This window comes from Duganella sp. Leaf61, assembly GCF_001421905.1.
Classification (GTDB): Bacteria; Pseudomonadota; Gammaproteobacteria; order Burkholderiales; family Burkholderiaceae_D; genus Rugamonas; species Rugamonas zoogloeoides.
In genome coordinates, this window is record NZ_LMLM01000002.1 from 230,037 (window position 1) to 250,244 (window position 20,208).

General features: G+C 63.9%; 19 protein-coding genes. 6 read left to right on the forward strand and 13 right to left on the reverse strand.

The features are described 5' to 3' along the window. Positions 1–7: 7 nt before the first annotated feature. Complete coding sequence (gene modA / locus ASF04_RS05280) at positions 8–763, reverse strand: molybdate ABC transporter substrate-binding protein (protein ID WP_229204924.1); 756 nt, start codon at positions 761–763, stop codon at positions 8–10. A 120-nt stretch (positions 764–883) separates the two neighbouring features. Between modA and ASF04_RS05285 the strand changes: the two genes are divergently transcribed. Continuing rightward, entirely contained in the window at positions 884–1,393 is a 510-nt protein-coding gene (locus ASF04_RS05285) for a YgjP-like metallopeptidase domain-containing protein (protein WP_056138768.1), read from the forward strand. A 3-nt stretch (positions 1,394–1,396) separates the two neighbouring features. Here ASF04_RS05285 and ASF04_RS05290 read toward each other — a convergent pair whose 3' ends face one another. From ASF04_RS05290 to ASF04_RS05330, 9 genes are all read right to left on the reverse strand, one after another. Next, positions 1,397–2,881, reverse strand: coding sequence for a Gfo/Idh/MocA family protein (locus ASF04_RS05290; RefSeq protein WP_056138770.1), 1,485 nt, complete (start codon positions 2,879–2,881; stop codon positions 1,397–1,399). 161 nt (positions 2,882–3,042) lie between these two features. Further along, the gene (locus tag ASF04_RS05295; protein WP_056138772.1) at positions 3,043–4,329 is read right to left on the reverse strand and encodes a glycosyltransferase; all 1,287 of its coding nucleotides are present in this window, start codon (positions 4,327–4,329) and stop codon (positions 3,043–3,045) included. Positions 4,330–4,348: 19 nt separating this feature from the next. After that, the gene (locus ASF04_RS05300) at positions 4,349–4,888 is read right to left on the reverse strand and encodes a TIGR00730 family Rossman fold protein (protein ID WP_056138775.1); all 540 of its coding nucleotides are present in this window, start codon (positions 4,886–4,888) and stop codon (positions 4,349–4,351) included. Continuing rightward, positions 4,885–5,682 (reverse strand): hypothetical protein, encoded by a 798-nt coding sequence (locus tag ASF04_RS05305; RefSeq protein ID WP_056138777.1) that lies wholly within the window; start codon positions 5,680–5,682, stop codon positions 4,885–4,887. The genes ASF04_RS05300 and ASF04_RS05305 overlap by 4 nt, the downstream gene beginning before the upstream one ends. A 23-nt stretch (positions 5,683–5,705) precedes the next feature. Further along, a complete protein-coding gene (locus tag ASF04_RS05310) occupies positions 5,706–6,371 on the reverse strand; it encodes a TetR/AcrR family transcriptional regulator (RefSeq protein ID WP_019921990.1) in 666 nt (221 codons plus the stop codon). A 65-nt stretch (positions 6,372–6,436) separates the two neighbouring features. Next, positions 6,437–10,090, reverse strand: a complete 3,654-nt coding sequence (locus tag ASF04_RS05315) for an EAL domain-containing protein (RefSeq protein ID WP_056138779.1) — start codon at positions 10,088–10,090, stop codon at positions 6,437–6,439. Positions 10,091–10,103: 13 nt separating this feature from the next. Next, the gene (locus tag ASF04_RS05320) at positions 10,104–11,582 is read right to left on the reverse strand and encodes a PAS domain-containing hybrid sensor histidine kinase/response regulator (RefSeq protein WP_056138780.1); all 1,479 of its coding nucleotides are present in this window, start codon (positions 11,580–11,582) and stop codon (positions 10,104–10,106) included. Between the two features lie 66 nt (positions 11,583–11,648). After that, entirely contained in the window at positions 11,649–12,596 is a 948-nt protein-coding gene (locus tag ASF04_RS05325; RefSeq protein ID WP_056138782.1) for a triacylglycerol lipase, read from the reverse strand. Between the two features lie 91 nt (positions 12,597–12,687). After that, entirely contained in the window at positions 12,688–13,473 is a 786-nt protein-coding gene (locus ASF04_RS05330) for an RNA methyltransferase (protein WP_056138785.1), read from the reverse strand. Between the two features lie 178 nt (positions 13,474–13,651). Here ASF04_RS05330 and ASF04_RS05335 point away from each other — a divergent pair, with 178 nt between their 5' ends. From ASF04_RS05335 to ASF04_RS05355, 5 genes are all read left to right on the forward strand, one after another. After that, positions 13,652–14,434 carry an inositol monophosphatase family protein gene (locus tag ASF04_RS05335; protein ID WP_019921985.1) on the forward strand — a complete coding sequence of 261 codons (783 nt, stop codon included), beginning with the start codon at positions 13,652–13,654 and terminating at the stop codon, positions 14,432–14,434. Positions 14,435–14,669: 235 nt separating this feature from the next. Then, on the forward strand, positions 14,670–16,046 hold the full coding sequence (locus ASF04_RS05340; RefSeq protein WP_056138787.1) for a DEAD/DEAH box helicase: 1,377 nt from the start codon (positions 14,670–14,672) through the stop codon (positions 16,044–16,046). A 67-nt stretch (positions 16,047–16,113) separates the two neighbouring features. Continuing rightward, on the forward strand, positions 16,114–16,890 hold the full coding sequence (hyi, locus tag ASF04_RS05345) for a hydroxypyruvate isomerase (RefSeq protein ID WP_056138912.1): 777 nt from the start codon (positions 16,114–16,116) through the stop codon (positions 16,888–16,890). Between the two features lie 74 nt (positions 16,891–16,964). After that, the gene (locus ASF04_RS05350) at positions 16,965–17,753 is read left to right on the forward strand and encodes a hypothetical protein (protein WP_056138789.1); all 789 of its coding nucleotides are present in this window, start codon (positions 16,965–16,967) and stop codon (positions 17,751–17,753) included. A gap of 15 nt (positions 17,754–17,768) precedes the next feature. Then, the gene (locus ASF04_RS05355; RefSeq protein WP_056138791.1) at positions 17,769–18,203 is read left to right on the forward strand and encodes a hypothetical protein; all 435 of its coding nucleotides are present in this window, start codon (positions 17,769–17,771) and stop codon (positions 18,201–18,203) included. On the opposite strand, the gene ASF04_RS05360 is transcribed toward ASF04_RS05355, so the two are convergent. The 3 genes from ASF04_RS05360 to ASF04_RS05370 form a co-directional block, all read right to left on the reverse strand. Then, positions 18,204–18,557, reverse strand: coding sequence for a hypothetical protein (locus ASF04_RS05360; RefSeq protein WP_019921980.1), 354 nt, complete (start codon positions 18,555–18,557; stop codon positions 18,204–18,206). 97 nt (positions 18,558–18,654) lie between these two features. Continuing rightward, the gene (locus ASF04_RS05365; RefSeq protein WP_056138793.1) at positions 18,655–19,215 is read right to left on the reverse strand and encodes a hypothetical protein; all 561 of its coding nucleotides are present in this window, start codon (positions 19,213–19,215) and stop codon (positions 18,655–18,657) included. Between the two features lie 94 nt (positions 19,216–19,309). Beyond that, positions 19,310–20,188, reverse strand: a complete 879-nt coding sequence (locus tag ASF04_RS05370) for a zinc-dependent peptidase (RefSeq protein WP_056138795.1) — start codon at positions 20,186–20,188, stop codon at positions 19,310–19,312. Positions 20,189–20,208: the final 20 nt, after the last annotated feature.

The window sequence follows — 20,208 nt, forward strand, 5'->3', positions numbered from 1 at the left end:
GCCCTGTTTATGGACGGCTGAAACCGTATTTGGCCAGGACCGCCTGAGCGCCCGGCGCCATCACGTAGGCGATGAAACGGCGGCCGGCCGCCACTTGCGGGCCTTTTTCAATCAGCGCGATCGGATAGGTGACCGGCGTGGTGGTCGGGATGGTGGCAACGACCGCGACCTTGTCCTTTTGCACGGCAGCGTCGGTGGCGTAGACGAAGCCGGCATCGACTTCGCCACGCGCCACGTAATCGAGGCTCTGGCGCACCGAGGTGCCGTAGATGGCCTTCGGCTCGACCGCGCTCCAGAGCTTGGCTTGCTCGAGCGCGTTGCGCGTATAGCGGCCCACCGGCACGCTGGCCGGGTTGCCCAGGGTGATGCGGGTAATGGCCGGCTGCTGCAGGTCGTTGAGTCCCTTAATTGCATGCTTGCTGTTGACCGGCGTGATCAGCAGCAGGGTGTTGGCGACGAAATTCTTGCGGGTACCGGCAGCGAGCAGCTTCAGGCCTTCGGCCTTGTCCATGGCATCCTGGTCGGCGGAGGCAAACACGTCCACTGGAGCGCCCTTGGCGATCTGCTGCACCAGCGGGTCGGATGCGGCAAAGTTGAACAGCACCTTGTCGTCCGGATGGTCTTTCTCGTAGGCCGCACCGATTTCCTTGAAGGCATTGGTCAGGCTGGCCGCCGCCGAGACGGTAATATCTGCCGCCGCCGCCGTGCCACCCATCGCTGCTAATACCGGCATCAGCGCCACCATCATCTTCGTATTCCGCATTGCCGCCCCCAAGTGAAAACCGTAATATACATGATTATATAGCGATCATCATTGGATGCACCCGGGCAAAGGGACAGGTATGATACATTGCGCCCTCGATTGATTTTTCGCCTTCCTGCCATGCCTGCCTTGAAGTACCTGAGCGCCTATTCCGAGCAAACCCAGCAACAAGTATCGCTACTGCTGGCCCAGAACAAGCTGGGCGAGGTGCTGCTCAAGCGCTACAGCAAGGCGCACGACGTACGTACCGACAAGGCGCTGTACAACTACGTGCAGGACTTGCGCGAGGAACACCTGCGCAACGCCGAACCGATCAACAAGGTCGAATACGACAGCAAGATCCACGTGATCAACCACGCGCTGGGGCTACACACGTCGATCTCGCGCGTGCAAGGCGGCAAGCTCAAGGCCAAGCACGAGATCCGCGTGGCCACCATGTTCAAGGAGGTGCCGCTGGAATTCCTGCGCATGATCGCCGTGCACGAACTGGCGCACGTAAAGGAAAAGCAGCACGACAAGCCGTTTTATAAACTGTGCACGTACATGGAACCGAACTACCACCAGTACGAGTTCGACTTGCGGCTGTACCTCACCCATCTCGATACCGGCAGTGGCAAGCTGTGGACCTGACGGTCAGGTCACTTTCACCTTCAGCGGCCCGGTGCGCGATGGCATGGCCGGCCGATCCGGTGGCGTCAGCCCCTTGATCAGGTCGGCAATTTTCACCGTCTGCCCCGTCTCGAAGCACTGGTTGGCAGCCACCCCGACCAGGCACGACCAGGCGCCGGCACGCTCGTCGGCCATGCGCAGGTACTTGTCGGCCGGGGCCTTGCCGAAGATTTCGGTGAGCATCACCAGGTCGCCGCCGCCGTGGCCGCCCTTGCCTGCCCAGGGCTCGATGTCGCGCGCGGCGCCGCGCAGCGGAATGACGCGGGTATGCACACCTTCGCTCATGCTCTGCACCTCGTTGGCGCCGGCCACGCCCACTTTTTCAACGATGCGGTGCTCGAGCCGACCCTTGGTGCCGTTGAAGGCGATGTGGTACCCCTCCCAGGCATCGTAGGCAGACAGCGCGTAGTTGAGCTGGACGTTGTTGTCGTAGCGGACCATGACATTCATCGTATCCTCGATGTCGATCTCCGGCCGCCAGACGCACTGGTCGCGGAAGTAGCCATCGTATTTTTCATTTTCCAGGTACAACGCCTTCAGGCCCGCATCGGCCGCCAGGTCGAAATAGAACGCGCATTGGGCTTTTTCGGTGCAGGTCAGGCAGCGTTGGTGCGCGCCTTGCAGGCCCAGGCGGCGAGCCGTCTGCGGCGTGTAAAACTGGCGCGAGCCGAACGCGTGCACCCGCTCGGGCTGGGCGCCCAGCCACCAGTTGACCAGGTCGAAATGGTGGGTCGCCTTGTGGATCATCAGCCCGCCGGAACGGGCCTTGTTGCTGTGCCAGCGGCGGAAGTAGTCGGCGCCGTGGACGGTATTGAGCAGCCATGTGAAATCCACCGACAGCACATCGCCGATCTCGCCGCTCATCAAGATGTCCTTGACCTGCGTGCGCGGCGGCGCGTAGCGGTAATTGAACGTCACGCGCACGTGGCGACCGCTGCGCTTGACGGCGTCAAGGATGCGCTGGGCCTTGGCGGCCGTCGTGGTCATCGGCTTCTCGGTGATGACGTCGCAGCCCAGGTCGAGCGCACGCACGATGTAATCGTCGTGGGTGGCATCGACAGTCGTCACGATCACGTAGTCGGGCTTGGTCTCGCGGATCATGGTGTCGAACTGCGCGGCGCTGTAAGCGCGGGGCTGGCTGGCGCCGGTGGCGGCGATCGTGCGCACGGCCAGCGCCGCGCGGCCGGCGTTGTTATCGCATACGGCAACGATTTCGTTATCGTCACGGAAGTCGTCGGTGATCGCGCGCGTAAACATGCGGGCGCGCGAGCCGACGCCCACCACGGCATACCGCTTGCGCGGTGCGGCCGCGCAGGCGCTGCCGCCGAGCAGCAAGCCAGTGGCGGTGGCGCCGACGGCCTTGAGAACGGTGCGGCGGCTGGTGCCGGCCTGGCGGTCGGCGCCGCTGTCGATGTCGCTGTTGTTGTCGCTGTTGTTGTCGTTATGCATGGCTGGTCTCCGTGGTTGACGTCATCTCTCACCCATGTCGATCATAGGGAGATGTCTCCACGCAAGCAACAGCATCGCCGCAACACCAGCACATCGGTCACCGAGACGATTGTTATCGGCCAGCCGGGCCTGCCACGCCCGATGCGCGCTGAAACGTCAGGTCACTGGCCCGGCCCGGGATTGCTCTCGATAATCTCAGCGATCCGGTCCGCCGCCGGCCGCTCCGCTGCCATCACGGTGGCAAACGTGGCGCAGGCCTTGGCCACTGCCGGATCGTCGAGCAAACGGGCGAGCGCCTGCTGCCACACGGCCGCCGCCGCATCGGGCAGCACGGTGGCCGCCACGCCGAGGCGCGTCAGGCGCGCGGCATTGTCGGGCTGGTCGAACGCGAACGGCACGATCAGCTGCGGCTTGCCCGCCGCCAGCACGGTGGCGCTGGTACCGATGCCGCCGTGGTGCACGAAGGCTGCCACCTGGCGGCTGAGCACATCGAACGGCACGTAGGCGATGTAATGCACGGTCGGCGGCAAATGCTCCTGTACCTGCTCGCGGTACGGCGTCACCACCACCGCCCTCACCTTCAATGCTGCAGCGGCGGCAAGCGCCCGAGCAATAAAATCGCCGCCATGCGCCATTGCCGAGCCGGGGGTAATCACAATCGGCGCGTCACCGTCGTCAATAAAGCGCTGCAAGTCCGGCTCGAGCGCACTGCTTGATGAGGGCATGCGCGGAAAGCCGGCGCATACCGCATTGGGCGGCCAGTCCGCCTGCGGCGCGGCAAACCAGGCGGGCCACGCGCAGACCACGTGCTGCGGCGAGTGCAGCCACTGGCTCATCACGCGCCGCACCGGCGCCAGGCCAATATGGGCGCGCATGCCGTTCAGTGCGGGCCGCACCACGGCGTCGACCATCAGGCGATCGATCAAACCAAGCGTCATGCGCACCGCCCAGCGCGGCCAGCCGCGCGGCCAGTGCAAGCCGCGCCGCACGGCCGTATCGTCGGCAGAGAACAGGCACGACGGCGCCAGGTGGACGGTGACCAGCGGCACGCCGTGCGCTTCCTGCAACAGGCGGCCGGTCAGGCCCAGCGTGCTGGCGACGATCAGGGTCGGCTTTTCGCGCACCAGCGCCAGCTGCTGGTTGTAAGCTGCCGGCAGGTGGCGCGCCATGTATTTCCAGATGGTGGCAAAGCCCTTGACCGGGTGCCACAGGTCGGGGTCATGAACGCCCTCGTCCAGCTCCGCCTGAGTCAAGCCCGAAATGAACTGCAGGCCGGCACGCTGCACCCGTTCCTCGAAATTGGCCGAGGCCATCAAGGTCACTTCGTAGCCACGCGCACGCAGTGCCTGGCCGATGACGATGAAGGGATAGACATCGCCGGCGCTGCCGACGGCCAGGATCAGGATGCGAGGCGGTACAACTGTAGGCTGCACGACAGGGAGCTGCATGGCTGCGCCTCCGGGGTGGTTACTGCTTGAGGAGTTTGAGCAGTGCTTCGGGTTCATTGGCCGACATCATCAGCGCCGCGTGCTGCGGGCGGATGAAGCCCTGCTCGCGCGCGTGGCCGATGAAGTCGATCAGGCCATCGTAAAAGCCATCGACGTTGAGCAGGCCGATCGGCTTGGCATGGATGCCCAGCTGCGACCAGGTCAGCATTTCAAACAGTTCTTCCAGCGTGCCCATGCCGCCGGGCATAGCGATAAAGCCGTCGGACAGGCTGGCCATCATGGCCTTGCGTTCATGCATGTCCTTGACGATGAACTGGCGCGTCAGGCCCGCGTGGCCCACTTCGCGCTCGACCAGCGCGGTGGGAATCACGCCGGTGACTTCGCCGCCCAGGCGCAGCACCTCGTCGGCGATGATGCCCATCAGGCCCACCTTGCCGCCGCCGTACACCAGCGCCAGGTTTTGCTCCACCATGGCCGCGCCCAGCGCGCGCGCCGCTGCCGCATAGTTGTCGCTGATGCCGGCGTTGGCGCCGCAATATACACAAATGGTTTTGGTCACTGCTGCTTTTCCTCGTTGAGTTTTGTGTTCAGTTCTGATCGGGCAGCTTCGATATCGAGCCGCTCCACGGCGTCGTGCGCGTGCACTGCCGCCGCCTGTTCCAGCATGGTCCGTGCCTCAGCCAGTTTGCGCTTGCCTTCCAGCAGGCGCAAGGCGCGCGCATATTCGACGCGGGCAATCGCCGACCCGGGATTGAGCCGCAAGGCGGTCTCGAAGTGGCGATAGCCCTCCTCCTTCTTGGCGCCATAGGTCAGGCCGCCGATCATGGCGCCGGCCTTGTCGACGATCTCGGTGTGATACACGCCCAGCGCCACGTGCGCGTCGGGACGCTCGGGCGCCAGCCGCAGCGTGGTTTCCAGGCTGTGGCGCACCTTGGCGCCCAGGCCCTGGGCCAGCGCCTTGACCACGGAAATACCGGTGGAGTAATAGCCGAGTGCATAGCCGTGCCAGTACCAGCCGGACGGGTTGCCGGGCTGCTCGCGCTGCTGGCGTTCGCAGCGCTCGGCCACGCATTCGAAGGTGGCGATTTTCTTGCGCGGATTGGTTTCCAGGTACTGCGTGTAGATGCAGATGGCCTTGTGGGCGACGGCATAGCCGTTGACACCGACGTCCAGGCCCAGCCGCGTGGCGCGCTCGAACTCGCCGGCGTGGAAGGCGATCCAGGCCTGCACCAGCGCCGGATGGGTGGGAAACGGTTCGCAGTCGCCGCTGTGCAGCACCGGCCAGGCCTGTTGCAGGCTCTCCGGTGTGTGACGGTATCCGGCATCAGGATACGGGAAGGCGGTCCAGACCATGCTATCTCCGTGACGTAAAAATACTAATTCAGCTTTTTCAGATATTCCTCGGACAGCTTCTGGAACAGCAAGCTGGTCTCGTTGCGCAGGTACGGGCCGATCTGCGACAACACCTGGTAGCAGCCGCGCGCCAGCGCGTCGGCCATCGATTGCTGCTCGCTGTACTTGCGCGGATTGCGCACGTATTCGTACGACAGCCAGTACGTGGCCACCACCACCATATTGGTGGCCATGGCGTCGATGGCGACGTCGGACGCTTCGAGCGAACCTTCGCTGCGCAAGTCTTCGCACAGCTGCTTGGCCACCTTGATCTTGTGGTCGAGGATCTGCTTGAAGTGCAACTCGAGCTTGCGGTTGCGCGACAGCAGGTCGTTGAGGTCGCGATAAAAAAAGCGGTAGCGCCAGATCAGTTCGAACATCAGGTGCAAATACATCCAGACGTCGTCGATGTTCGAGCGGCGGCCGTTGGGCACCGTGAGGATGCGCTCGATCTCGGCCTCGAACTGCACGAAGATCGAATTGACGATGTCGTCCTTATTACGGAAATGGTAGTACAGATTGCCCGGCGAGATATTCATCTCTTCGGCGATCACCGTGGTGGTGATATTGGGTTCGCCGAACTCGTTAAACAGGCGCAGCGACAGTTCGAGGATGCGCTCACGGGTTCGGCGGGGGGCTTTTTGTTGCATGGCGGGGTGGTCTCGGTGAAATCTGTCGCCAGCATACCACCGATGCCAGCGGTGCGCCTCCCTGCTCAGGCCTGCTCGGTGTTAATGAACGGCAGCTTGCCATGCGCCTGCGCATGCAGGCGGAAGCCCTCGCGGATATTTTCGCGCAGCGCCGCGCCCTTCCACGGCTTGGTGTAGAAGCGGTCGATGGCGCCGTGGTTGATCGCCGCCATGATCGGCGTGAGGTCGGCATAGGCCGACAGCATGATGCGGAACGTGTCCGGGCACAGGTTTTTTACCCGCTCCATGAACTCGGTGCCGCTCATCAACGGCATGCACTGGTCGCACAGGATCACCTGCACCCGGTGCCGGGCCAGGATATCGAAACCTTCGGCAGCGGTTTGCGCGGTCAAGATGCGGTAGCCGTCCTGCGACAGGAAATCGGTCAGCACGTCGAGCATGAAGGCGTCGTCATCGACAATCAACAGCGTCGGCTGCTCGGTGGCCTGCTCGTCCGCAGGCGCCTGCAGGGTGCGACCGTCGCGCAGCATGGCTTCGAATTCGTTTTCGGGGAGCGGCCGGCTGAAGTAATAGCCCTGCATCTCGTCGCAGCCGTGGCGGCGCAGGTAGGCCAGTTGCGCATCCTTTTCCACGCCCTCGGCAATCACGTCGAGCTTGAGGCTGTGCGCCATGTTGATAATCGCCAGCACGATGGCCGCGTCGTCCGGGTTGCTTGTCACTTCGCGTACGAAGGCGATATCGATCTTGAGCTTGTCGATCGGGAAGCGTTTTAGATAGGCCAGCGACGAGTAGCCGGTGCCGAAGTCGTCGATCGAAATCTTGATGCCCAGCGCTTTCAAATTCTGCAGTACCGTGATGGTTTCTTCGGCATTCGACATCAGCGAACTCTCGGTCAGTTCCAGTTCGAGCAGCTCGGGCGAGATATCGTGCTCCTTGATGGCGCGCAGCACTTCCTCTTCCAGGCCGCCGACGAAGAACTGGATGCCCGACACATTGACCGACAGGTGCACGGCGCCGGCGCTGGTGCGGCGCCAGTGGGCGATCTTGCGGCACGCTTCGTTGATGACCCAGTTACCCACCCGCACGATCAGGCCGGTCTCTTCCAGGATCGGGATGAACAGCGCGGGCGACACCATGCCATGGCCCGGGCGCTGCCAGCGGATCAGCACCTCGGCGCCGCTGATGCGACCGCTCGAGATATTCACCTTGGGCTGGAAGTGCAGCACGAATTCATCGTTCTCGATCGCGCGCCGCAGCGCGTTTTCCAGTTCCAGGCGCGCCATCGACTGCGCGTTCATCTCGGCGGTGAAGAAGCGGAACGCGTCGCGCCCCGCTTCCTTGGCGCGGTACATGGCAGTGTCGGCGTACTGGATCAGGGTGTCGGGATCGGCGGCGTCGTCGGGGAATACCGAGATGCCGATACTGGCCGTCACCGTCACCTCGTGGCCCTTGAGGTCGAACGGGCGGCGCAGCGCTTCGCGGATCTTATCGACCACCATCACGGCGTTTTGCGCGCCCTCGGGCAGCATCAAAATGGCGGCAAACTCGTCGCCGCCGAAGCGGCCGATGGTGTCGCGCACGCGCAGGCAATCGACCAGCCGGCTCGAGAACTGCCGCAGCAACTCGTCGCCGATGGTGTGGCCGAGCGTATCGTTGACGTTCTTGAACCGGTCGACGTCGAGGAACAGCACCGCCAGCGACCAGTGGTGCTCGGCGGCCTGGCGCATCGAGTGGGTGAGCGAATCGTTGAACTGGCTGCGGTTGGGCAAACCGGTCAGCGTATCGAAGTGGGCCAGCTTGAGCAGGCGCTGCTCGGCTTCCTTGCGTTCGGTGATATCGCGCGCCACCGCCACCAGGATCCAGCTCGAGCCCGAGCGCAGCGTGCGGCGCTGCACTTCCACCGCCAGCGGCGAGCCGTCGCGGCATTGCAGCAGCAGTTCCGTCATGGCGCCGCTCTGGTCGCCGGACAGCAGTTTTTCGTACAGGACTTCGAGCTTGACCAGGTCCCCCTCCACCTGCTTGTTGGGACCCACTTGCAGGAAGTCCTCGCGCTCGAAACCGAGCATGCGGCAGGCGGTGGCATTGACATCGACAAAACACATGCCGGCGCGATCGACCAGGAAGATGGCGTCGGCGGTGGCGTCCATGGCCAGGCGGAAGCGGCGCAAGTCTTCGTCGAGGCGGATGCGGGCGTTCATGTCCAGCGTGAGCTGGGCGTGGTTGCGCTTGATCTCGTCGTACAGTTGCAGGTTTTCGTAGGCGCCGGCCAGTTGCGCGGCCACGGTGGCCGCCACCCGTTCATCGACTTCCGAAAAGCCGTCGGCGCCGAGTTTATCGACCAGGTACAACCAGCCGTGGATGCGCTCGCGCGAGGCGATCGGCACGCCGAGGAACGTGTGTACCGGCGGATGGCTGGCAGGCAGGCCGACATTGAACGGCGCGCCATCGAGGTCGTTGATGCGGCACGGGATCCGTTGTTCGAGCAGGCCGCCAAGCACGCCCGCACGCGGGTTCTGGGCGATTTCGTGGATCGGCACGCCGGCGCCGCAGCTGGAATAGTAGGCCAGCGCCACGCCCTCTTCGTCGAGCACGCCGATACAGGCGTACTTGGAGACGCAGATATTCTGCGCCACGCGGCAGCCGATTTCGAGCAGTGCGCGCGGATCGCGCTCGGCACCGAGTTCGATGCCCAGTTCGATCAGCGCGGTCAGGCGCAGGCTCACCGCCTGCAAGCTTGAAAGCGAGCGCGACAGGCGCTGGGTCATGCGCGCCAGGTCTTCGGCGGCGACATCGACCGCCGCCGGCGCCGAGGCCAGGCGCGAGATCAGCTGGCTGCTCGATTCGAGTTCGTCAAGGTATTCGGCGACCTGGTGGTCGATGTCGAGCAGGCGCTTTTCCTGCGGCAGGTCGGGCACCACGGCGGTGCGGTCGTCGTCCGACTCCACGACCGGGGTGGGCTCGTGGCCCAGCGCTTCCTGCACCGTGCGCAGGATCACGTCCGGGTCGGACGGCTTGGGCAGCACCCAGCGCACGCCGCACGACTCGGCCACTGCCAGCGCCTCGCGTTCGCGGTAGGTGGCGGTATAGAAAATCACCGGCACATCGGCCGTGTCCGGATGTTCATGCATGCGCGTGACAAACTCGTAGCCGTCCATATTGGGCATGAGGATGTCGGAGATGACCAGGTCGGGCTTGTCGGCCAGCGCCATTTTCAGGCCCTCGGCGCCATTGGCCGCTTCGATCAGGCGGTAACCGCCGTAACCGAGCAGCGTCATCAAAAATTCGCGGTTGAGCACATGGTCGTCCACGATCAGGATCGTGGCGATGTCGGTTTTAGGCGGGGTCGACATCTCCCCGGTCAAAAAAGACTCGATTTGCTTGACGAAAGTATCCGGTTCGATCGGCTTGCCGATGTAGCTGTCGAAGCCCGCTTCGAGCAGGCGCTCGCGGTCGCCCACCATGGCCAGTGCGGTCACGGCCAGGGCCGGAATGTCGCGCGTGGCCGGATCGGCCTTGAGCGCCGCCACCACGCCATAGCCGTCGAGCTTGGGCAGGTGGACATCGCAGATGATCAGGTCGGGCTGCTCGCGCCGGGCCGCCTCCACGCCGGCCTCGCCATCGGACGCTGACAGCGGCGTGTAGCCGAAGGCGCGCAACAGGTACACCATCAACTCCATGTTGGTGGCGTTGTCTTCGATGATCAGTATTCTTGCAGACACAAAGACTCCTTATTCAAGTCTCCAGCGGCAAGGCCAGGGTCAACACGCTCCCCACGCCATACGCGCTGTCGAACAATATCTCTCCATGCAACAGCGCTGCCAGTTTCTGGCTCAGGTGCAGGCTCAAGCCCGCGCCTTCGAACTGCTGCATTGCACTCGTGTCCAGTTGCGACACGGCTTGCAACGGCGCCGCACCGGCTGCCGTATCGCCGATGCTGATGGTCAGGCATGGGCGCGTACCGACGGTGGCCGGCGCCAGCCGCACCTGCAGCGGGCCCTGGTCGGCAAACCGGATCGCATTGCCGACCAGGTTCATCAAAATGTGCTGCAGCGCGCGGCGGTCGGTCCGCACGCTCGGCAAGTCCGGTGGCGCTATGACGTCGAAAGCCAGTCCCGCCGGCTTCTTGGCGTGCGCCTGCGGCGCCAGCAGCGCCAACACTTCATCGACGAGCGCACGACACTCCACCGCCACGATGTCGAGCTGCACCTTGCCGGTATCGATCCGGGTCAGGTCGAGCAAGTCGTTAATCAACGTTAGCAGATCACGGGCGCTGTCCTGCACCATCCGGAGCTGCTTGGTCTGTTCCGTATTGATGGGTCCAGGCAACTTCATCAGCATAGTACCTGTAAATCCGATGATTGCGTTCAATGGCGTGCGCAACTCGTGCGACATGCCGCCGAGGAAGCGGTCCTTGGCAGCATTGGCTTTTGCCAGTTCAATATTCTTTTCTTGCAACGCCAATTCAGCCAGTTTACGTTCGCTGATATCGCGGATCGCGCTGATGACCAAGGTACCCTCCTCGGTCGTGATCGGGCTCAGGCTGATCTCCACCGGAAACTCCACGCCATCGCTGCGCAAGCCATACAGCGCCAGACCCGCGCCCATCGGCCGCACCGACGGTTGCGCCATATAGCCGCCCCGGTGGCTGCGGTGGGCACTGCGCATGTGCGCCGGCATCAGCGCTTCCAGCTCCAGCCCGCGCAGCGCGCCCTGGGCATAGCCGAACAGCTTTTCGGCCTGGCCGTTGGCCAGCACGATGCGGCCGGTCATATTGGCCACCACGATGGCGTCCGGCATCGAATCGAGGATGCCATGGAAGCGCGCTTCAACCAGCTTGGCGTCACGCAAAACCCGCAGCGCGGTAACGTCTTTTTTACTCCACAAAATATATTCAGGCGCGCCGTCGGCGTCGCGCACCAGCTTGCTTGAACTGTCGATGTACACCAGCACGCCGTCGCGGGCGTGGCGCAGCGATTCGTAATTGGCCGATCCGGCCGCCAGGGTCTGGCGCAGCACGGTGTCGGAACTGGCGGCGTCTTGCGCGCCAGGCGGCTCGATCAGGTCGGCCAGCCGGTGGCCTATTGCCTCCGTGCTGCGATAGCCGAACACGGCCTCGGCGCCGTTGTTCCAGTAGACCACTTCGCCGTCCAGGCGTGTCAAGATCACCGCGTCCGGCGTTTGCTCGAGTATCAATGTGCCATAGTCTGTCACGGCCGGTCCGCCTTGTTTGCTGCACTTCACGGGAGTAACCATACAGCAACCAAGAACAACACAAAGTCACACAAAGTCACACTGTTGCGTGGAAACGATTTCTGCCAGCGCACAGCGCACGATCTCCGGATGCCGGCCCAGCGCCACGTGCCCTATGGCGCCGAACACCATGTTGCGCGCGCCGGGCAGCTCGCTCGAGTTCTGCGGGGCGACGATGTTGTCGTGGACAGAATAAATGGAACAGAACAAGTTCCGTTGCAAATTAGCGTCACCTGCTGCCTCGAAGGCGGCCAGCGTGCCCAGCCAATCGCTGCCGCAGCGCATTTGCACCGCGTTGCTGCCGGGGCCGAGGTCGGCCAGCACGGTGCCGTGGTGCGGCGTGCCCAGCGTGATCACGCGGGCAATCCGGTCCGCGCCGTGGTGGCGCAAGTACGCGCGCGCCACCAGCCCGCCCATGCTGTGGGCCAGGATGATCACTTGCGCGCTGCCAGTCACCGCGCACAAATGTTCTACCGCCGCCTGCACCTGCGGCGCGAAATCGTCGATAGCGGCGCCGGGCAGCTCGAGGTCGATGCCGTAATGACTGATACCGGCGGCGCGCAGCTGGTCGCTCATCGGCCGCCAGTAGCCGCTGTTGCAGCCGTAGCCATGGATCAGCAGTACCGGCAACCCGCGCGCCTGCGGCTGCAGTTGCAGGCCGACGGGGCGCAACATATACCAGGACGACGTCAGCATGGTGGACGCGAACTCATGCAAGAACAGCCGCGTAGCGGTGAGCGGGTCGAGCGCATGGATGGCGTCGGGCACGCTGCGCGCGCGCCAGCTGATGCGGAAATTGTTGGCGGCGATCAGCATGCGCACCAGCAGCAATACCAGTACACCGCCGGCCAGTGCGACCAGTACCGCGACCGGTGCCGGCCAGCCGGCAGGCAGCCAGGTACGCAGGCCGGCGGCCACGGCCAGCACGCCCAGCACTTCGATCACCAATAAGAGGATCAGCAGACGTTTGATCATCGAGATAAGGTTGATGTATGCACCAGGCCTGGCGTCGGCAGCGCACGACGAACGCGAGTATCCGTCATCCCGCACCGGCAGAAGGCCCGGATCACTTGCGCCCCGAGGTCATCTGCCGCGCAATCCCGCGCAGGATATTGACTTCTTCCTTCTCCAGCTGCGCCCGCGCGAACAGGCGCTTCAGGCGCGGCATCAGCTTGCGCGGATTACCGGCATCGAGAAAACCGATCTCCACCAGCGCGCTTTCCAGGTGCTGGTACATGCCCTCGATCTGCGCCAGGCTGGCAGCTTCGCCGTGGAAGCCGATCTCGTTGGCGTCCCCCTGCGGCTGGCGCACGCTGAGCACCTGCGGCGCCTGGTCGAGCACGGCCATCCGGCACTCGTACGCCACCACCTGCGCCGCCTGCGACAGGTTGAGCGACGAATACTCGGGATTGGCGGGAATGTTGATCAGCACATTGCACTGCTCGACCACCTCGTTGGGCAGGCCGAAGCGTTCGTTGCCGAAAATGACAGCCGCGTGCAATGCCGGCTGCGCCACCAGTTGCGTGGAAAACTGCCGTGGCGTGAGCACCGGCGGCGAATATTCGCGCAGGCGCGCACTGACGGCCGCCGCGAAGTTGATGCCGTCAAGCGCCTCGGCCATGCTGCCGACCACGCGGGCGCCGCTCAGGATATCCTGGGCGCCGCTGGCGAATGCCACCGCCTCCGGGTCCTGCACGGCATCGGCAAAGCGCGGATTGACCAGCACCAGGTCGCTGTAACCCATGGTTTTCATGGCCCGCGCCACCGCCCCGATATTGCCCGCGCGACTGGTTTCGACCAGGATGAAACGCAGCTGTTTGAAAAAGTTAGTAGGGGTTTGGGGCAGGTTCATTTAAAATATCGCTATTGCGCTGTTTCAATACGGTTGTTCCGCAGGGAGTTCTGCCCCGGATTTTACCTTGTTGCCGCCGCCCCGCTCTTTAATTCACTCTTGTCCTCTAACGCGTCGCCGGTGGCATTGCCCCGGTGGGCGTTAGCGTTCTTTTAACGGAAAAGTCATCATGCACCCAATGCTCAACACGGCGATCAAAGCTGCTCGCCGCGCCGCCACCGTCATCAATCGCGCCTCGTTCGACCTCGACCGCGTGATCGTGACCGAGAAAAATCACAAGGATTTCGTCACCGACGTCGATCAGGCGGCCGAACAAGAGATCATTGGCGTGCTGTCCAAGGCTTATCCCGACCACGCGTTCCTGGCTGAAGAGTCGGGTGCATCGAAGAACAACCACGACGAGGCTGAATACTGCTGGATCATCGACCCGCTCGATGGCACCACCAACTTCATGCACGGCTTCCCGCAATACTGCATCTCGATCGCACTGGCCCAGCGCGGCGTGATCACCCAGGGCGTGATCTACGACCCTGTGCGCAACGACCTGTTTACCGCCACCAAGGGCGCCGGCGCCTACCTGAACGAAAAGCGCATCCGCGTTACCAAGCTCGACCGTATCGCCAACGCCCTGCTGTCCACGGGCTACCAGGCTGGCAACGCCAAGGCCCTCGACGAATACCTGAAAATGTACGGCATCATGGCCGAACGCAGCCACGGCGTGCGCCGTCCGGGCAGCGCCGCGCTGGACCTGGCCTACGTGGCGTCGGGCCGCCTCGACGGTTTCTACGAAAAAGGCCTGAAGCCTTGGGATATCGCAGCGGGCGCCCTGATGGTGACCGAAGCGGGCGGTATCGTCGGCGAATTCAATGGCGAATCGGACTACCTGTACAAGGGTGACATCATTGCCGCCAGCCCGAAAATCTTCGGCCAGATGGTTGGTCTGCTGACCCCGTTTGCCTGATAGATAAGAAACACATAACAAAAGCCTTGCGCTGGTTTCATTGACGTAAGGTTTGTTACAAAAAAAGGGGGCGATCCGCCTCCTTTTTGTTTCCCAAGCGAAATTCCCTTCCAGCTTAGCTGTTATAGTGCTAGCTGCGGCTTGCCATCCAGTCTTGCGCCGCACCTAGATAATCCCGATTGCCTGCGACTGGCGCCTCAAGAGGGCGACAGGCCGATCTCATACAAAGCTACCCATGCCATTTTCCTCACTCGGTTTGTCCGACGCTATCGTCCGCGCTGTTGCCGACACCGGCTACACCACCCCGACGCCGATCCAGACCCAGGCCATTCCTGCCGTCCTGAACGGCGGCGACCTGCTGGCAGGCGCCCAGACCGGCACCGGCAAGACCGCCGGCTTCACCCTGCCGCTGCTGCAACTGCTGTCGTCCAGCGCAATCGGCAAGGCATTCACCACCAATAGCTCGCCGCGCGCCATCCGCGCCCTGATCCTGACCCCGACCCGCGAACTGGCGGCCCAGGTCGAGGAAAGCGTGCGCATCTACGGCAAGTACACCAAGCTGAACTCTGCCGTGATCTTCGGCGGCGTCGGCATCAACCCGCAAATCAAGCAACTGAAACACGGCGTCGACATCCTGGTCGCCACCCCGGGCCGCCTGCTGGACCACATGCAGCAAGGCACCGTGGACCTGAGCAAGGTCGAAGTCCTGATCCTGGACGAAGCCGACCGCATGCTGGACATGGGCTTCATCCGCGACATCAAAAAAGTGCTGGCCGTGCTGCCGCCGAAACGCCAGAACCTGCTGTTCTCGGCGACCTTCTCGGACGAGATCAAGGCCCTGGCCGACGGTTTGCTGAACAACCCGGCCACCATCGAAGTGGCCCGCCGCAATTCGACCGTGGAAGTGATCGCGCAAAAGATCCACCCGGTTGACCGCGACAAGAAACACCCGATGCTGGCCTACCTGATCAAGACCCACAAGTGGACCCAGGTGCTGGTCTTCACCCGCACCAAGCACGGCGCCAACAACCTGGTGGAAAAACTCGGTGGCGACGGCATCACTGCCATGGCCATCCACGGCAACAAGAGCCAGTCGGCCCGTACCCGCGCGCTGAGCGAATTCAAGGATGGCACGCTGCAAGTGCTGGTCGCCACCGACATCGCCGCGCGCGGTATCGATATCGATCAATTGCCGCACGTGGTCAACTACGACCTGCCGAACGTGCCGGAAGACTATGTGCACCGGATCGGCCGTACCGGCCGCGCCGGCGCCACCGGCGAAGCGGTGTCGCTGGTGTGTGTCGATGAACACGACATGCTCAAGGATATCGAAAAGCTGATCAAGCAAACCCTGCCGCGTGAAGTAATTCCTGGCTTCGAGCCGGACCTGAACGCGCGCGCGCAACCGATCCAGCTGCGCAGCGGCGGCCCCGGCCATCGTAACGGTGGCGGCGGTGGTCGCGGCGGCAACGGTGGTGGCGGTAACGGCGGCGGCGCCCGCAGCGGCGGCGGTGGTGGCGGTCAAGCCCGCACCGGTGGCGGCGGCAACGGCAGCGCGCCGCGCAATGGCGCCAACCCGTCGCAGCATCGTTCCGGTGGCCGTGGTCGTTAATCAGACCAAGCCAGCTGCACAATGAAAACCGCCTTTGGGCGGTTTTTTATTGCCTTATAATTTACCCATGCCTAAATTTGCCGCCAACCTGTCGATGTTGTTTACCGATCTCCCCTTCCTCGACCGCTTTGGCGCCGCCCGCGCCGCCGGCTTCGAGGCCGTCGAATTCCTGTTCCCCTATGCATGGCCTGCCGAGCAGATCGCTGCGCAATTGCGTGAGCATGGCTTGCAACTGGTGCTGTTCAACCTGCACCCGGGCGACTGGGACGCCGGCGAGCGCGGCATGGCCTGCCACCCGGACCGCAGCGACGAATTCCAGGCCAGTGTGGCCGCCGCCCGCGACTATGCGCTGGCGCTGGGAGTAAGGCAAGTGCATTGCATGGCCGGAAAAGCCCCGCCCGGCCTCGCGCCCGAGCAGGCACGCGCCACCTATATTGCCAATCTGCGCTACGCCGCCGGGCTGCTGGCGCCGCACGGCATCAAGCTGCTGATCGAGCCGATCAACCATTTCGACATGCCCGGCTACCTGCTCAACCGCAGCGCGCAGGCGCTGGCGATCATCGACGAAGCCGGCTGCCCCAACCTGTTCCTGCAATACGACATCTATCATATGCAGCGCATGGAAGGCGAGTTGAGCAACACCATCCGCGCCAACCTGCCCCGCATCGCCCACCTGCAAGTGGCCGACACGCCGGGCCGCCACGAGCCGGGCACGGGTGAAATCAATTACCGCCACCTGTTCGCCCTGCTCGACCAGCTGGGCTACGACGGCTGGATCGGCTGCGAGTACAACCCGGCCGGCGACACCCGCGCGGGCCTGGACTGGCTGACCGCACTCACCTAGCCAGGTCTGCGCAGTCGCAACACCACGCATCAAGCGCAGGGCAACAATGATCCTCATTTCCTTGAGGAGGCCCGATGATTTCGCTACGCTTGACCTTCCATGCGCTACTGATTGCGTGTCTGCTGGCGGTCTTTGCCATGTTGGGCGGCTGTGCCAGCAGCACCCCGCGCATGGCCGACGTGCGCGCCTTTGCCGCCGATGCACCCAAGCTCAATGCCTACCACGAACTGACCGAACGCTACCGTAGCGCCTACGAGCGCCAGCAGCCATACCTGGCGCCCGCCGCCGACCTGCGCGAACGTGCGCTCGACGCCAGCCGCAAACAGGCCAGCGACGATTTCCGTCGCATCGACGACGTGGTTCAAGCTTATATGCAGGCGCTCGGCGCGCTGGCCGGCGACCGCCGGTACGACTCGCGCGACCCGCTCAAGGTGGTCGGCACCGGCATCAAGGCCTGGCCCGACACCGGCCTGGAAGACCGCCACGTCAACGCCTTTACCGGCCTGACCCGGTTGCTGTCACGCGCGGTCACGGCGCCGATGCAGGAGCGCGCCGTCAACGACCTGATGCGCGACGCCAGCGAACCGGTGCAGCAGCTGCTCGATGCCATGCGCAACCTGCTGCGCCTGTATGACCGCTCCAATGACAATGAACAGCGCATCGTGCTGGGCATGCTGGAGATGGAAATCCCCTACCTCGACGCCAACCGCGACCGCCTCCTGATCGCACTGGCCAAGTCGCACCTGCAGGAAAAGACCGCCGAGTACCGCCTGATCGGCCTGCGTCACACGCTGGCGCGCAAGAACCTGGACCTGATCGCGCAGCGCCACCGGGCCCTGGTCGAGAGCCTGCCACAGCCCTGATTTCGGAGAGCCACCATGAGCATTGAACCCCACAGCAACACCCAGCGCGACCTCGAAACACTGGCCGACAGCCTGTCCGCCAGTGCCGATGCGCTCCATGCGCGCCTGATGCGGGCCATCCGCCAGAAAATGCCCGGCACCAGCGAACCCGCCATCAGCCGGGCTGCCGCGCAGGCGCTGTTCGCCAACGAAGTGACTTTGCGCCAGCACGCGCTGGGCCTGTACCTGGAAGCGGCCCGCCTGGCTGCTGTCGGGCTCGGCGGCTTGCAGCAACAGTTGCTGGACGTGACGGCGCAGGCGCAGGAAAAGATCCGCAAGATCGACCAGATCAAGGATTTGATTGCGCTGACGGGAGAACTGCTTTCGCTGGCGGCAGCAGTGGCCACCGGCGCGCCGGAAAAGCTGGTGGCGCCTTATGAAAAACTCAAGGCGCGGGTGGAGTCGATGTAGTCATTGCCACGGCTGGCTGCGGATGCGCGCCACCTGCCGCTGCGCCAGCAAGCGCCATAGTTGCAAGGCATCGTCTTGCGGCAGCGCGGTCATCACGCGCGGGTCGGCCAGCGCCAGCTCGCAATCGCGGTCCGACCACTCGGCAAACCGCACGGCGCCACCGCTCGACACTTCCACTTCGTACATCAAGCCGTCGTCATAACCGAAGCGCAACACGGCGCTGCCGGGCTCGCCGTCCGGACTGGCGGCCTTGCCGCTATAGACTTCGGCCAGGGCATCGGCCATTTGCGCCTCGGACGGCGCCTGCAAGTCGCGCCCGTCCGGGCGGGTCAGCACTACCCATGCCTGTGTCATCGCCGCGCCTCCCGGGTTTTGTAAATTCATTGTAGCAATGATTATCGGGAAATCCGCGATTGTCAGCGCGCCAGTACCGGATACGCAACAGGACGGCTCAAGCCGGCACGGGGCGCGAGGTCGGGTCGAAATCGCGCCAGTCGCCGGCGGCGATGGTCCCTTCGGCGCGCTCGAGATTGCTGGCGCCGAGGCTGCGCAGCACGTCGAGCGCCTGCTGTTCGCGGGCCTGGTCGGCCACCGCCACGGCTATCATCATGCCGGATTTGCGGGGCGGAATCATGTTTTCGTGACCGTCGCGCCCTTCTTCGGGTTCGCCCGCATCCTTCATTTTCGACAGCGAGAACAGTGAGCCGACGTGGGCGCCTACCAGCGCACCGACGACCGGGCCCAGCGGACCGGCAATCGGGATCGCCGCGCTGCCGGCCACCGCGCCAGCGACGGCACCGGCGCCGCCGCCCTGCACCACGCCCTCGTCGCTTTCCTTGGCGCCCGGCGATTTATCCTGGTCGCCACCGAGCTCGTGGACATCGTGCTGGCCCTGCGGGTTGACGTAAAAGGCGCTGATATCCTCGTCGGCAAAGCCCGCACGCTGCAAGGCGGCGCGGGCCGTAGCGATCTCGTCCTGGATCTGGAAATGTCCTGCGATGATGTGGCTCATGCTGTTCTCCGTGTGGTCGGGCCGCAAGCGGCGATGGCAGCAATATGCGCCCGCGCCCACCGGGAGTCGGTGCGCAGGCGCACCCCGGCAAAGCCTAATGAAGGTTGAAGCTGTAGCTGATCTCGCCCGGCTCCAGCTGGACCGGGGGCGGCGGCGGTGGCGGCATCCACTGGCGCGGATCGACGCGGTAGTACTTGAGGAATTCGGCAAACAGCTCGGCATGGTGCTCGGCCATCTGGTACGGCTTTTCATAAAAGGTTTCGGTGGCGACCGCGAAGAATTCGGCCGGATTGGTAGCGCCGTAAGGGTCCATTACCGTCTCCTGGCGATACATGGCGCGCATGCGCAGGCTGTCGTAATTGCGCTGCAGGATCTCGGACCATTCGCGGTAGCTGGCCCGGTTGCCCAGGTACGGGGCGCCATTGGCGCGGCCCGACTCGCTGTCGAGCTGGTGGGCAAATTCGTGCAGCACCACGTTGTGGCCGTCGGTCCAGTCGCCGGCGCCGCGCTGCACGTCGTCCCACGACAGCACCACGCGACCATCGTCCCAGGATTCGCCCAGCATGCTCTGGCGCCCTGGCGTAACCACGCCGCCGGGGCCGATTTCCGCCCGTTGCGCCACGAATTCGGACGGATACACGAGCACCGTGTGCAAGGCCGGATAGACCTTGGTGTGGCGGTTGAGCAGCAACATGCACGCCTGGCCGGCGATGGTGACGGCGATTTCGTCAGTCATCTCCAGCCCTTCGCAGCCGACAAATTTCTTTTGATGCAGGAACTGCACGACCAGCTTTTGCAACTGCTGCTGCAATTCGGCGGGCATGCGGTGATAGACGGGGATATTACGCTGCAAGATCGCTTGCGCGTCGGCTGATAACGGCCGCGCCAGCAACCGGCGCAGGCGCCAGCGCGGGTAATAGAGCGGGAGCGCTATGGCCAGCAGCGTGAGGACTATCCAGATCAAGGCTTCCATGTACAGCGCATCCGTAAAAG